The following is a 15,157-nucleotide window of genomic DNA, read 5'->3' as shown; positions in this document are numbered from 1 at the left end:
ACAGTCACTCTCCCATCTGTTCTTTAATCTTATTAACATCTATCATTGCTTTTTCAATGATGTTGACTTGCTTCATCATTGAGAGGTAATGTTTTTCATTTAGACTTTGTTGCCCATCAGACCAAGCTTTATTGGGTTCAGGATGAATTTCTACAATCATGCCTGATGCGCCTGATGCCACACCTGCCACGGCCATCGGTGTGACTAAATCCCATAAACCTACTCCATGACTAGGATCTACAATAATTGGAAAATGACTCAGCTTTTGGACTACTGGAACAGCACTTAAATCCAAGGTGTTACGTGTCGCTGTTTCGTAGGTTCTTATGCCTCGTTCCACAAAAATAATGCGATTATTCCCTTGAACAGCAATGTATTCAGCCGCATTTAGCCACTCATCAATGGTTCCCGAAATCCCTCGTTTTAACGCAATCGGCAATCCTGTTTTCCCAACTGCTTCGAGTAATTTGAAGTTCTGCATGTTGCGAGCCCCAATTTGTATAATATCAGTATACCTAGCCACTGTTTCTAAATGACCTTCATTCATCACTTCAGTAATCATTTTAAGGCCATAAGCATCCGCTGCTTCTCGCATGTAAATAAGCCCTTCTTCTTCTAACCCTTGAAAAGCATAAGGGGAAGTTCTCGGCTTATAAGCTCCGCCTCGTAGTATTTTAGCCCCGCCTTTTTTAGCGATGCGAGCACAAGCCATCATTTGTTCTTTACTCTCGATGGAGCAAGGGCCTGCCATTGTAACAAATCCTTCCTTACCACCAATCTTCACTCCATCAATATCAACAATGGTATCTTGAGGATGAAACTCTCGGCTTGTTAATTTATAAGAACTTGTGACGTTCATAACATTTAAAACCCCATCATAGCTCATGAAAGGAATACCCATTAAGGTTTCTTTATTACCTACTAATCCGATAATGACCTGATCTTGGTTTTGATTAATGTAAACTTCTAATTTTTCTTCTTTCCCTCTTGCCACCACGTGTTCTATTTGTTTTTCTGTGGCTTCTCGTTTCATTACAACAATCATGTGTTTAACCCCTCTTTATCATCTCTTCTTCTATTGCTCGTTTGACGTGCTCTATGGGTAAGTCATAGCCAGTCCACCAATGAAACGCAGCAGACGCTTGATAGATCAACATACCTAAGCCATTTATACTGTGGCATCCCTTTTGTTTTCCTTGTTTTAAAAAGAGTGTTTCAGAAGGATGGTAGATTAGATCAACTAACACATGCTCTTTTGTTAACGGAAGACTTAGTACAGGGATCGGCGTGTCTTTAGAATCCTGTCCCATACCAATGTGAGTACCATTGACCAATATATCACAAGTTGAGATAATTTGGTTCATGGTTTCCTGCTCTTCATAAGGATGGACAAAAATTGGGACCTGCAATTCTCGACTAATTCGGTCAAAATAAGTGACTACTCCCTGAAACGTCTGATTGTGTCGTTTAAAGACATGTACACTACCCACACCCTCTAATGCCATTTGACAGATAATCGCTTTAGAAGCACCTCCAGCACCTAATACAGCTACCTTTTTATGAGCAATATATACGCCTTCTTCTTTTAAACTTCGAACAAACCCTATGCCATCTGTATTGTCTCCAATTAATAGTCCCTCTTCAAGCTTAATCGTATTAACTGATTCTGTTAAACGAGCCATCGGTGTGAGCTTATCCATTTGCTTAAAGGCCCTGTTCTTGTAAGGCATCGACACATTGGCTCCTAGCATGTTTAGATGTTTAATGGACTGAATCACCCCATCAATCTCTTCTGCCTTCGTTTCCAAGGCTAAATAAATGCTGTTAATCTCATATTCTGCGAAACCTGTATTATGAATAATAGGAGATAAACTATGCTTGATAGGGTTAGCAATCACACCTGATAAACGCGTATTACTATTAATTTCTCGTTTCATCCTTCCTACACTCCTTTTAAATAAAAAAACGATAATGCGAGATTATCGTTTGGTTTAATCTGAGGTTATCAAACAAGACCTTTCGCCTTCATACCTTGTCTTGTATGACAAGCACGGTATCCCTTGTCATTTATAATTACCTTATATTGTAATAATCGAACACAGTATACCGATAAAGAATATTCTTGTCAATGTTATTTCAGAGGACAAAAAAAAGAGGTCCATAGACCTCTTTCTATTAGTGAGTTTGCCCACCAATCACATTTAAATCTGCTTGTCCGTCAAAGGTAACAATCGCTGCGATAGCTGCTTCGATTCCTTTAGTAATATCTTCTAAACTCATAGCAGGCATATTAGGACGCTCTACCACTTGTTCTGGCAAGAATGGGACATGCATAAAGCCTGCTTTAGCTTTGGGATATTTTGTGTGGGTTAAGTACAGACACTGATACATAATGTGATTACACACAAAAGTACCTGCTGAATTAGATACAGAGGCAGGTAACCCTTTTGCTTTAATGTTAGCCACCATCGCTTTGACAGGATGTTGCGAGAAGTACGCAGGCGCACCATCCTCTTTGATTGCTATATCAATAGGTTGATTGCCCTCATTATCTGGAATACGTGCATCGTCTAAGTTAATCGCTACTCGTTCTGGCGTTAAATCAAAACGTCCACCCGCTTGACCGATGTTTAAAATATAATCAATTTCTTGCCCTTCTAATGCCTGTTCTACGACCTCAGCACTTTTATTAAAGACGGTTGGGATTTCTAATTTAATAATATTAGCCCCTTCAATCGTCTCAGGTAAACATTTTACCGCTTCAATAGCGGGATTCATTGTATCGTTTCCAAATGGGTCAAACCCTGTTACTAAAATATTCATGTTGTCGTCTCCTTTATCTTTTACTTTTTAAAATGCCCAGAAATACATCAAAGCAATATGAACAATAATCATAATAAATGATACCACCACTTGCTCTTTAATGACACCGTATTGATTTTTCATTTCTAGTAAACTGGCTGGAAGAACGTTAAAATTCGCAGCCATAGGTGTTAACAATGTCCCACAATATCCGGCGGTTAGAGCCAAAGCTCCAGCAATAGCAGGGTCTCCTCCTTGTAAGATAACAAAAGGCATCCCCACTCCTGCAGTAATAACCGTGAACGCCGCAAAACCATTCCCCATAATAATAGTAAAGATAACCATACCAAGGACATACGCTGTCGCTCCAGCTAAACGGTTACCATCTGGTACAACGCCACCAATCATTTGAGAAATAACTTCACCCACACCAGCACTAGCAAAGATAGCTCCTAGAGCTCCTAGTAATTGAGGCAAAATACCTGACGTTCCCATCGATTGAACCATCCGATTGCTTTCAGACATGGTTTCTTTAGGTCCTGAACGGAAAATTGACATGGCTAAAATAATACCAAAAATAGCCGCTACACCAATCGCTGACTTGCTAGATTCTGGAATAAACATAGCCAAAGTTAAAGACACAACTGCTAAAGATAAAACAGGTATAAATATTTTGTTTCCATATTTATCAGCTAAGCTTTCTAAGGCTTCTGGCGCTAATTGTTTGAAACTACCTACCTCAAATTGTTTGAATAAGGTAATCACACCTAGCAACACGACTAATATACCATTCACAAGGTCCGGTAACACTTTCCCTAAAGCAAAAAGAACCCCTAAATCAGCCCAAAAAATAGCTGTTCCAATGCGTTTAGTATTATCCTTGTCTTGTAATACCTTGTAACCTGTATAAAATAACTGTAAGCCAATTAAGACATAAAACGTTTCTAATAGACGATCAAAAAATAATTGCATACTGGTTCTCCTTCCTATTTTTTATATTTTCGGTCCATATTTTTATCAAAAATGAAGTTCATAACAATACCTAAAACAATCATAATTAAGGCAATTGGGATAGACGCTTTTGCGATTTGTAACCCCGTCACATCATACCCTAACCCTTCAAATGTCCCAACAATTAAAAGAACGCCACCCGCTCCAAGGAACGTGTTTTGCCCAAAGAAGTTACCATAATTTTCCATTGCTGCAGATTTTGCTTTGATTTTTTCTTTGTCTTCTTCTGTCAACTCACCATATTTCGCTTCAGCAGAAGCTTCTGCCATAGGATGAACTAACGGACGAACAAATTGTGGATGTCCTCCTAAACGAATAGAAAACAGACCTGCTAATTCTCGAATAATTAAATAAATACTCAAGAACGTTCCTGTAGTAAGGCCCTTCACCTTCTTAATTAAATTAACCGCTTGTTCTTTCAAACCGTGTGACTCAGCCAATCCAATCAGTGGTAAGGTTAAAAAGAAAATCGTAATGATCCGTTGATCAACGAAAGCCTTTCCTAATTCTTGTAAAAATTGTTCTACGGAAATACCTGATACTAGCGCTGTGGCAAGACCAGCAACAATAACAACTGCAATCGTATCAAATTTAAATAAAAAACCTAATACGATAATTAAAATACCAATAAGTTTAATCCACTCCATTATTTTTCCTCCCTTAAATTACAATATTAAAGTATATTTTACTACAAACAATGTGTATAAAGTAGGTTTATTCTAATTTTATACAAAAAAAGGTTAATTTTTATACATAGAATAACAACCAATAGTAATAAAAAAGAGACTCTCAAGAGTCTCTTTCAAAAATCAGGTGTCCTTAAAATTGAAAGGTCAAAATAGGATGCCTTGCGGCTGTCGTTTCATCCACACGTTTGATGTACCTTGTTTGCGGTGCCTCTTTAATGACCTGACTGTCTTTATAGGCTTGTTCCTTCACTTGTTTAAATATCGAAATCACATGATCTAATGTTTCTTTGCTTTCTGTTTCAGTTGGTTCAATCATTAACGCTTCTTTAATCACATCAGGGAAATACATCGTAGGAGGATGAATACCGTGATCAAGTAACCCTTTCGCAAAATCTAAAGCACTGATGTCTGTTTCTTTCTTTAGGTTAGATAATGACATAACAAATTCATGCATGCACACGCCTTCGTACCCCATATCAAAATCATCCTTCAATTGCTGCTTCATGTAATTGGCATTAAGCACTGCCGTCTTAGAAGCCTGGGGAATACCTTCTTGACCTAAAGCTAAAATATAGGTCAATGCTCGAACCACTACTAAGAAATGACCGTAAAAACTTTTCACTGAACCAATAGAGTGCTCAGGTGTTTCAAAAGTAAAGCCATTATCCGTTTCAATCACATGGTTCATTGGTAAATACGGCATTAAAAAGTCTTTACAACCGATTGGTCCAGAACCTGGTCCTCCACCGCCGTGTGGGGTTGAGAAGGTCTTATGAATGTTCAAATGAACGACATCAAAGCCCATATCACCTGGTCGAACCGTTCCCATAATCGCATTTAAATTAGCCCCGTCATAATAACACAGACCACCAGCATCATGAATTACCTGCGTAATTTCGACAATATCATACTCAAATAGCCCCACAGTGCTTGGGTTGGTTAACATAAGGCCCGCTGTGTCATCACCGACCACTTCTTTTAATTTGTCTAAATCCACACGTCCATCTGCTTTTGATGGTATATTAATGGTTTCATAATCTACCATAGAAGCAGTAGCAGGATTTGTCCCATGTGCAGAATCTGGCACAATAATTTTATTACGTTTGGTATCTTTGCGTGCTTCATGGTATGCCTTAATTAGCATAATACCCGTCAATTCACCTTGAGCCCCAGCAGCAGGTTGAAACGTCATCCCATCCATTCCTGTAATTTCAGAGAGTAACTGTTCTGCCTCGTGTAACACTGCCATTGCCCCTTGTACCGTATCAATCGGTTGAAGAGGGTGCAATTGACTAAATCCTGGTAAACTTGCCATCTCATCATTTATTTTAGGATTGTACTTCATCGTACATGAACCTAAGGGATAAAAACCGTTATTGACACCAAAACTATTATCAGCAAGTTCTGTGTAATGACGGCTGAGATCAACTTGAGAAACCTCTGGCAAACGAAAAGCTGCCTGCCTTTCCATGTTGTTTGGAAGACTCACTTCTGGTACATCTAGGGGAGGTAAAAATTGATTGTGTCTTCCTGGTTGACTTCTTTCAAATATCACTTTCATACATCACAAACCTCCTTAATAGCTGATACCAAATGATCCATGTCTTCTTTAGTGTTCATCTCTGTCACACACCATAATAGGTCTTCTCCTATTGGTAACCCACTTAGAATACCTCTCTTAGCTAATTCTGTTTCTAAAGTGATCGGAGATATTGGACAAGTCGTCACGAATTCATGGAAAAACGCTGTCTCATTCTTTATTTTAAATCCGGCTAATTGTGTTAGTTCTTGTTGTAGATAATGTGCTTTACTGTAGCACTGTGTTCCGACTTCACGCATACCCACAGGTCCCATCGCACTTAAGTAGACACTTGCTGTTAGTGCGCAGTGAGCTTGATTAGAACAAATGTTGGAAGAAGCTTTTTCTCTTCTTATGTGTTGTTCTCTCGCTTGAAGGGTTAAGACAAACGCTCTTTTACCATCAACATCTGTGGTTTGTCCCACAATTCGTCCTGGTAATTTTCGTGTTAATTTTTCTGTAGTTGCCATGAACCCTAGATAAGGACCACCAAATCCCATTGGAATTCCTAGAGGTTGTCCTTCACCAGTCGCAATATCTGCGCCATGTTCACCTGGCGATTTTAAGATTCCTGAAGCAATCGGATTGATTCCCATAATAAATAACGCGTTATGCTCATGAATCAATCGACCTAAGTCATCACATTCCTCTAAATTCCCATAATAATTAGGGTGTTGTACAAACACACTAGCCACCTCTGTATCAAGTAAATCCGTTAAAGCCTCCTTATCCACTGTTCCATTTTTTTCAGGAACTAATACGACTTCTGTTCCCATACCATGAGAATACGTTTGGATAGTTTGAATAGTCATAGGATGGGCGGTGCTTGCCACAAGGACTTTCTTTTTCTTTTTTGTTAACGTCATGTTCACCGCTTCTGCCGCAGCGCTAGCTCCATCATATACAGACGCATTAGCTACAGGCAGTCCAGTTAATTCAGTTACAAGTGTCTGAAACTCAAAGATAGATTGCAAAATACCTTGGCTGATTTCAGCTTGATACGGTGTGTAGGCTGTTAGAAATTCTTCTTTACTTGTTATTTGTTTAACGATTGAAGGAATGTAATGATGGTAAGCACCTGCTCCACGATACACCTGAGAAAACACCTGATTTTGATTGGCTAAAGCGGTCATATGTTTACGGACTTCTAACTCAGACTTGCCTTTTGGAAGCATTAATTCGGATATTTTTAACTCATCAGGTATTCCTTCGTACAACGCATCTACATCTTTTATACCCAGACTATCTAATAGCTGCTGTTGTTCTTTAAGAGAAGATGGAATGTAATGCATGTCTTAAGCCTCCTCTTCTACCACTTGAGTATAGGCCTCTAAGGTTAAGAGTTCCTCTTTGTCTGTAATACCAGATACTTCAAATAACCAAGCGTCAAAAGGAGCCTCATTCACTAATTCTGGCTCATCCTCAAGGGCGTCATTAATACGAGAAATAGTGCCACTAAAAGGGGTATAGATATCTGAAACGGTTTTTACCGATTCAACCTCTGCTACTTGTTCTCCTTTTGATACGTCTTGTTCCACTTCAGGTAATTCCACAAAAACAATGTCGCCAAGTTGCTCTTGAGCAAAATCAGTAATACCGATTCTTGCTGTTGTGTCATCAATAAACTGAACCCACTCATGTGTTGCTAAATACTGTCTGTCTGTTGGTCGTGTCATTGAAAAAATCCCCCTAATATGTTATTTTTTTTGATAAAATGGTAACGATACTACTTTAGCTGTTACTTTTTTCTTACGGACTAATAGTTCAAGCTCTGTTCCTAGACTAGCATACTCCCGAGGAACAAAAGCCATTCCGATGGCTGTTTCTGAATAAGGAGAATACGTCCCAGATGTGACGACTCCTACTTCCTCTCCCCCCACGTAAACCAAAGCACCTTCTCTAGCAATCCCTTTTGAGGTCACCTCAAAGCCTACTCTAATTAATGGGGTGTCTTTTACGAGAGCTTTTTTCCCTATAAAATCATCCTTTTGATCCTTTACCGCAAAATCTAGACCCACTTGATAAGGGCTAATACTTTCTGTCATCTCATGTCCGTAAAGCGGCATTCCTGCTTCTAATCGTAACGTATCTCGTGCACCCAGCCCGCAAGGTAACAAATCAAAGTCTTCACCGATCCTCATTATTTCTTGCCAAATAAAGACAACATCTTCAGGTCGACAATAGATTTCATACCCTTCTTCTCCTGTATAACCTGTTTGAGATATAAGTACTTTTTTCCCCTTAAAATCAAGATTATCTTTAAAAGTATAGTACTTTTCAGGTAACGCATTTTGAGAAACACACTGTTTTAATAGGGATGTCGCTTTAGGTCCTTGAACAGCAATCAAGGCCATCTGATCCGATGCATCACTCACTGTCACCCCGTCAAACACCTGCTCTTCCATATGAGCAAGGTCTTTCTCCTTATTGCTGGCATTCACCACCGCCATAAATTTTTGATCGTGGTATTTATATAGAATTAAATCATCTATAATACCACCTTCTTCGTTACACATTAATGTGTATCTAATTTGTCCTTCTTTCATCTTTTGGAAATCATTGGAAAAAATGTGTTGAATAAAATCAAGAGCACGAGGACCTTCCATCACAATCTCACCCATGTGAGACACATCAAATATCCCCACGGCATTTCTTACAGCTAAATGCTCTGCAACCAAACCACTTTTGTACTGAACGGGCATTGAAAAGCCACCGAATGATACCATCTTTCCTTGTAATTCAGTGTGCGTATCATAAAGTGGGGTTTTTTTGTCCATATTGACCACCTCTTCCTTTTAATCTGAAAGCGTTTTTACAATTTTATGATAACATACTTATCCCTTTTTGTTATATAACAAGACAAAAAAAGCATAAAAGTTATATACTTTTATGCTTTCTCTTGACATTATGCCTTTTTAAATGTTTTAAAGACAGATAATCCACTAATTACGAGTAAGATAAGTAAACAGATGAGAGCTACTTTTGATCCTAAACTGGTTCCTGTCACAAAATCAAGACCTGGTTTTGTTTGGAATAGCCCCACAACAATCGCTACAAAAGAAGTAGAAATCGCCCCCATGAATTGTTGTAGCGTACTAAACACCGCATTACCATCGTCTTGTAATGACTCACCAATTGCTGTCAAACCAACGGTCATCACATTACTATAGGATAACCCGACACCTATCATAAAGATGACATGACAAGTAATAATCACTGGTACAATTCCTGTTTGGATGAACAGAACCAAACCAAGCCAACCAATAATAGCAAAGATAATACCTAAACCAATTGGTTTTTTGAACCCCATCTTATCCAGTATTTTCCCTGATATGGGTGCGAATAACGCTCCTACTAAAGCACCAGGGAACATCATCATTCCCGCTTTAGATGCTGGCACCCCTTGAACAATCTGAATAAAGTTAGGTAATACAAAAGAAACCCCTAAGAGCAACACTTGATAAACTAAGAAAGATGTTAAATAAATAGAGAACAATTTATTTTTAAAGACGCCTAAATTAAGCAATTGTTTTTTCTCATTACTGCGGTAGAAGAAAATCGCACTGATTATTCCTACCACTAGAGCAACCCAACTTAAAGGTGTCCCTAAGTAGCTGAAGAAGAACAGTAATCCTGTAAACATAAAGGATAGATATACCACAGCAGAACTATTGATACTATCGCTTTTCACGACAGTTTCTTTAGGTATAGCAACCAGTCCGATCACTGTGGAGATGACTAAAACAGGTAATAGAAACTTATAGATATACGTCCAGTCTAATTGTGTTGTTAACAATCCTCCATAAGTTGGTCCCATTGCTGGAGCAATCGACGTGGTCAAATTCCCAATGCCGATCATCATTCCTCGTTTTTCTAAAGGAACTTTAGTTAAAATAATATTAAACATCAAAGGTAAAGCAATTCCCGTTGCGACACCTTGAAGTAAACGACCAAAAAGTAACAGACTAAAAGTGAAAGAAAAGGCATTAATAAGAACTCCTGCAAAGAAGAAAACACTTGAGCTTAAAAATAACGTTCTCTTGCTATAATTCTTAATTAAATACGAGGACAACGGCACAACAATTGAAATCATCAGTAAATAAATCGTGGTAACCCATTGTACCTGAGAAATACTAATATCAAACTCTTTCATTAACGTGGGAAAAGTAACATTCATCGCGGTTTCAATTAATACCCCTGCGAATGCCATCATCCCTGTTGCTAAAACGGCTAAATTAACATGAAATTTTTTCGTTTCCATTTGACTCACTCCATTTCTTCATTAAAAAAAGACGACAATTTATCCGTAGATAAATTTCGCCTCTGTCTCGGCACAGAAGGGTTTCTGTGCTATCTGTACGACTTAATCCGACATCATTTTATAAACATATCAAGAAAAAGTCAAGGGAGAAACCCTTAATAAAAGTATTTTTCACCTAAATTTAATTTTTGCATCATACCCAGGTTACTTTTACCTATAATTCATGTACCACATACCTGAACATTCTCATTTCTTGCTCTAAAGCGTCGTAAGCAAAATCAGGATGCCATTGAACGGCCATAATTGGTTCAGACTCGCTTTCTACGCCTTCTACAATGTTGTCAGGACTTATCGCAGTCACTTTCAATCCAGGGGCAATGTCTTTTAAACTCTGACGATGGAATGAGTTAACCTCTGTCTGTTCCCCGTATACTTGTCTTAAAACACTGCCTTCTTCAGTCGTCACTGAATGCGTCGGTACTTCAACAGGTATTGGGTCTTGTAAGTGCTTGACAGGCTCGGGTTGTCGCAAGCTAATGTCTTGATTCAAACTTCCCCCAAGCGCCACATTAATCAGTTGCATGCCTCGACACACGCCGAAAACAGGTTTATTTTGAGCCCTAGCTTCTTCAAACAAAGCTAGTTCAAAAGCATCTCTTTCTTGATGCATTAAAGAAGGGTCAAAGGTGATATCTTCCTTATAATAAGCAGGATCTACATTTTGACCTCCCGTTAAAATCAATTTATCAATCATTGACACGTATACTTTGGCATGCTCTGGTGAATTGACAGGTAACAACAAAGGAACGCCCCCTGCTCTATCCACGCCTCGTACGTAGCCATCTGGAATATAACTTAATGTTAAATGTTCCATTTTCTTTCCCGAATCTGTTGTATGATTGGCTGAAATGCCAATTATAGGTTTACTCATTGCCTTCATTCCTTTCAAAATAGCTTATATGACATAATAGCAATCTCTATTTGAAAGGTAAACAAAAAAGTATCAAGAAGACCTTCCTTAAATTGTCTTCTTGATACCTTTTATTTTTTCTTATCTTTTTTCATTTGTTTACTTCTAAGCTGACCACATGCTGCATCAATATCTGTCCCAAATTCTTGGCGAATCACGCTATTGATTTTGTTTTTTTCCAATACTTTATGGAAAGCAATAATGTCTTCCTTAGTGCTTCGTTGATAATTATCGTGCTCATCCACTGGATTATAAGGGATTAAGTTGACGTAAGTTAATTTACGCTTATCTTTCAATAAGTCAGCCAACTCCTGAGCATGCTCTGGTAAATCATTCACTTTAGATAACATGATGTATTCAAAAGTAATGCGACGATTTGTTTGCTCTATATAATAATCAACCGCATCCATTAAGCGCTCTAAGGGGTACGCTTTATTAATTTGCATAATCGACGTTCGTACCTCGTTATTTGGAGCATGAAGAGAAATCGCTAAATTCACTTGCAAGCCATTGTTAGCAAATGCTCTAATCTTAGGTACTAAACCACTGGTTGAAACGGTCATGTGACGTGCACCAATGGATAATCCATTTGGATCATTCATAATATGTAAGAAATCCATCACATTATCATAATTATCAAAGGGTTCACCAATGCCCATCACAACAATATGACTGACTCTCTCTCCTTCACCTTTAGCATCAAAGTAATGTTGAACTTCCATAATTTGAGCCACAATCTCTCCAGAGGTTAAGTTTCGTTGTTTCTTTAACAACCCGCTGGCACAAAAAGTACAACCAATATTACAACCAATCTGAGTCGTGACACACACAGACATCCCGTAAGCTTGTTTCATTAAAACTGTTTCAATCATGTGTTTGTCTTGCAATTCGAATAAATATTTCACTGTTCCATCTTTGGACTCTTGTACCACTACTTGATTCAAAGGCGAAATAATAAAGTTCTCTTCTAATTTTTTGATTAAGGCTTTGGATAAATTGGTCATGTCTGAAAAATGACGCACTCGTTTTTCATATAACCAATGCCAAATTTGAGCGGTTCTAAATTTTTTTTCCTGATGTTCAACTAACCAATCCGCTAGTTGCTCTTGAGTAAATCCATAAATTGATGGCATGTTCATTCCTCACTTTTTTTAATATCCATTTCTTTAATATAAGTGAAAAAATTAATTTATGCAACGTTTTCCCAGTCATTTTCTCTTGTTTCTAATGATTCTTAATGCTTTCTTACAACGTTTTTTTATGAACAAAGTGACTTAAAAAAAGAGGGTTACCGTGGTTCCTTTGCCTTCAACTGACTGAATTTCCATAGCATGATGTAATTTCCCTAGAATATCACAGGTTAAGTATAGCCCCATACCAGTCGTTTTTTGCTGTTGCTGACCCATTTGACCTGTAAAAAAAGGTTGGCTTACTTTAGGTAAATCCGATGAGACAATCCCTATGCCCTCGTCTTCAATCGTAAGGCAGACCCGATCATTAGATACTTGTTTTCCTGTAATAAAAAGATGCTTCTCCTCCCCTTCAGTGTACTTCAAACTATTACTAATGATTTGAGATAAACAAAAGGATAGCCATTTAACATCGGAATGAATAATCAGTCCCTTTTCTATTGTCACAACAGGCTGAATCCCTTGTCTAGTAAAGGCTTTTTTAGCATGAGTAATAGAGGATGTGACTAATTTTTCTAAAGAAATTGGTGCAATCACAAAATCTTGTTTAAACGCATCTAATCTGGCCATAGACAAAGCTAAATCTAGCCCTTCTGCCATCTTATCTAACTCTTCATCCACACTATATCGGTCAATCTTTGTTTCTTCCATTGACCGTTGTAACTTAGCCAGAGGTATCTTCATCTGATGCACCCATTGCTGCATAAATTGCTGCTGTTCTTCCAGTCGATGGGTGACTTTTTTTGTATCTTGATCATACTGTTGACCCATTCTATCCATGCTCCGGTAAACAAGATGAGACATCATCGAAGGGTCTCCTTTGATCGAATGATAATTCTCCTTATCTGATAAAATAAAGGCATATAGCCGTTTTTGACGACTATATTGCGACGCCAAAAATAACATGATTAATAAAGTACTCATCATAAAGCCATAGAAATAAAGCCTCAAATCACGGTAACCATCCAACCAAATAACCAATAGTAACAGAGCATAGCCACTATAAAAAGTGATAATATACCTAGTATGCTCTTTCAAAAACACCTTCATTTTATCCTGTCCTCTTTCATCATTAATTGATAACCGACTCCTCGTACTCTGACGATTTGTTAGGTCATCCTACATTGGTTTGGTAATGTCCATCAAAATCAAAGGAATCGGAAACTCAGTAACAACCCATATCCCTATTATGTCAATGACTTTCTAATAATAGACACCTAACACTGTTCCTTATTACAAGTCTATGATACCTGTTAAAAAAAGAAAGTCAAAAAGAGTTTAGTTAACTAAACTCTTTTAAACCATCTCTTCAGGAACCACCCATTCGTTGTATTCCATTTCTGTTGCTAATCCTAGTTGTAAGACTGCTTCTTTTAATTCTAACTCATGAGCATGTGCGTATTTTGCAGCCTTCGCACTTTGTTCATAACCAATATGGGGGCTTAAAGCAGTGACTAACATCAAAGACTGAGTCATCTTACGTTCCATTTCTGGCATATTTGGAACAATTCCTTCCAAACAGTGAATTCTAAAGGAAATCATGCCTTCTGTCATTAATTGTACAGACTCTAAAAAATTATTAATAATCACAGGTTTATACACATTTAATTCAAAGTTCCCTTGGCTACTAGCTACTTGAATGGTTGTATCATTTCCCATCACTTGACACACAACCATTGTTAACGCTTCTGCCTGAGTAGGGTTCACTTTCCCTGGCATAATGGAACTTCCTGGCTCATTTTCTGGAATGTTGATTTCCCCTAATCCAGCACGAGGCCCACTCGCTAACCACCGTATATCATTGGCTATTTTCATGACATCTCCTGCTAAAGAACGAATAATACCATGAACCATCCCAAGCTCTGAATGACTGGTTAAACCATAAAATTTATTTGGTTCAGATTCAAAAGGACAACCTGTATGTTCCCTTATTTCTTGAGTGATCACTCGATCAAATCCTTTGGGAGCATTTAATCCTGTACCAACAGCCGTACCGCCAATTGTTAAATACGCGATTTCTTTCATGTTTGATACTAAAAAATGTCTGCCTTTTTCAATCATGGTTTTCCAACCACTAATTTCTTGGCCAAAAGTTAAAGGGGTGGCATCTTGTAAATGAGTACGCCCGATTTTTATAACCGTAGCATTGTCTTTTTCTAATTGAGCCAACACACGAATCCACTCATCCAATTCTGGGATTAAGCGGGTTGTCAACTCCTTATAAGCTGCTATGTGCATGGCAGTGGGAAAGGTATCATTAGAGCTCTGAGACATGTTGACATGGTCGTTTGGATGAATGTCTACACCTTTCAGCTGACAAATCCGTGCAATCACTTCATTACAGTTCATGTTAGTCTGCGTACCACTACCTGTTTGATAAACCTTTAGCGGAAATGCCTCATTCCATTCTCCCCTTAATATCTCATCACAAGCCGAAACAATGGCCTCCTTTTTCTCTGTGGAGAGGATTCCAAACGTTTCGTTGACAATCGCTGCCCCCCGTTTAATTTCAACTAAGCCATAAATAACACTTAAAGGCATGATATCTTGACCTATCTTAAAATTTTGACGACTTCTCTCTGTTTGAGCGCCCCACATTGCTTCTTTAGGTACTTTTACATCGCCTAAAGAATCTGTTTCTATTCTATCAGTCAC

Annotated in this window: 14 protein-coding genes; all 14 read right to left on the bottom strand. The window is 38.2% G+C overall.

The window, feature by feature from the left end:
* Window positions 1-4: 4 nt before the first annotated feature.
* Window positions 5-1,045, bottom strand: a complete 1,041-nt coding sequence (gene aroF / locus ACVWM0_RS05055) for a 3-deoxy-7-phosphoheptulonate synthase (protein ID WP_476473535.1) — start codon at window positions 1,043-1,045, stop codon at window positions 5-7.
* 4 nt (window positions 1,046-1,049) lie between these two features.
* Window positions 1,050-1,937, bottom strand: coding sequence for a shikimate dehydrogenase (gene aroE, locus ACVWM0_RS05050; protein ID WP_476473534.1), 888 nt, complete (start codon window positions 1,935-1,937; stop codon window positions 1,050-1,052).
* A gap of 238 nt (window positions 1,938-2,175) precedes the next feature.
* Entirely contained in the window at window positions 2,176-2,823 is a 648-nt protein-coding gene (gene pcp / locus ACVWM0_RS05045) for a pyroglutamyl-peptidase I (protein WP_476473533.1), read from the bottom strand.
* A gap of 27 nt (window positions 2,824-2,850) precedes the next feature.
* On the bottom strand, window positions 2,851-3,774 hold the full coding sequence (locus tag ACVWM0_RS05040) for a DUF979 domain-containing protein (RefSeq protein ID WP_476473532.1): 924 nt from the start codon (window positions 3,772-3,774) through the stop codon (window positions 2,851-2,853).
* 14 nt (window positions 3,775-3,788) lie between these two features.
* A complete protein-coding gene (locus ACVWM0_RS05035; RefSeq protein WP_476473531.1) occupies window positions 3,789-4,460 on the bottom strand; it encodes a DUF969 domain-containing protein in 672 nt (223 codons plus the stop codon).
* 172 nt (window positions 4,461-4,632) lie between these two features.
* Complete coding sequence (gene gcvPB, locus ACVWM0_RS05030) at window positions 4,633-6,063, bottom strand: aminomethyl-transferring glycine dehydrogenase subunit GcvPB (RefSeq protein WP_476473530.1); 1,431 nt, start codon at window positions 6,061-6,063, stop codon at window positions 4,633-4,635.
* On the bottom strand, window positions 6,060-7,373 hold the full coding sequence (gene gcvPA / locus ACVWM0_RS05025; protein ID WP_476473529.1) for an aminomethyl-transferring glycine dehydrogenase subunit GcvPA: 1,314 nt from the start codon (window positions 7,371-7,373) through the stop codon (window positions 6,060-6,062). Before gcvPA ends, gcvPB begins: the two co-directional genes overlap by 4 nt.
* Before the next feature lie 3 nt (window positions 7,374-7,376).
* A complete protein-coding gene (gene gcvH / locus ACVWM0_RS05020; RefSeq protein WP_476473528.1) occupies window positions 7,377-7,757 on the bottom strand; it encodes a glycine cleavage system protein GcvH in 381 nt (126 codons plus the stop codon).
* A 21-nt stretch (window positions 7,758-7,778) separates the two neighbouring features.
* Window positions 7,779-8,858, bottom strand: coding sequence for a glycine cleavage system aminomethyltransferase GcvT (gcvT, locus tag ACVWM0_RS05015; RefSeq protein ID WP_476473527.1), 1,080 nt, complete (start codon window positions 8,856-8,858; stop codon window positions 7,779-7,781).
* A gap of 128 nt (window positions 8,859-8,986) precedes the next feature.
* Window positions 8,987-10,342, bottom strand: a complete 1,356-nt coding sequence (locus tag ACVWM0_RS05010; RefSeq protein WP_476473526.1) for an MFS transporter — start codon at window positions 10,340-10,342, stop codon at window positions 8,987-8,989.
* Window positions 10,343-10,556: 214 nt separating this feature from the next.
* Window positions 10,557-11,273, bottom strand: coding sequence for a gamma-glutamyl-gamma-aminobutyrate hydrolase family protein (locus tag ACVWM0_RS05005; protein WP_476473525.1), 717 nt, complete (start codon window positions 11,271-11,273; stop codon window positions 10,557-10,559).
* Between the two features lie 110 nt (window positions 11,274-11,383).
* Entirely contained in the window at window positions 11,384-12,451 is a 1,068-nt protein-coding gene (gene rlmN / locus ACVWM0_RS05000; RefSeq protein ID WP_476473524.1) for a dual-specificity RNA methyltransferase RlmN, read from the bottom strand.
* Window positions 12,452-12,586: 135 nt separating this feature from the next.
* On the bottom strand, window positions 12,587-13,552 hold the full coding sequence (locus ACVWM0_RS04995) for a sensor histidine kinase (RefSeq protein ID WP_476473523.1): 966 nt from the start codon (window positions 13,550-13,552) through the stop codon (window positions 12,587-12,589).
* A gap of 246 nt (window positions 13,553-13,798) precedes the next feature.
* Window positions 13,799-15,157: a class II fumarate hydratase gene (gene fumC, locus ACVWM0_RS04990; protein WP_476473522.1), complete on the bottom strand. Its 1,359-nt coding sequence runs from the start codon at window positions 15,155-15,157 to the stop codon at window positions 13,799-13,801.

The sequence above is a fragment of the Vagococcus sp. 211 genome (assembly GCF_056322705.1).
This window is presented reverse-complemented; position numbering and strand designations above follow the sequence as displayed.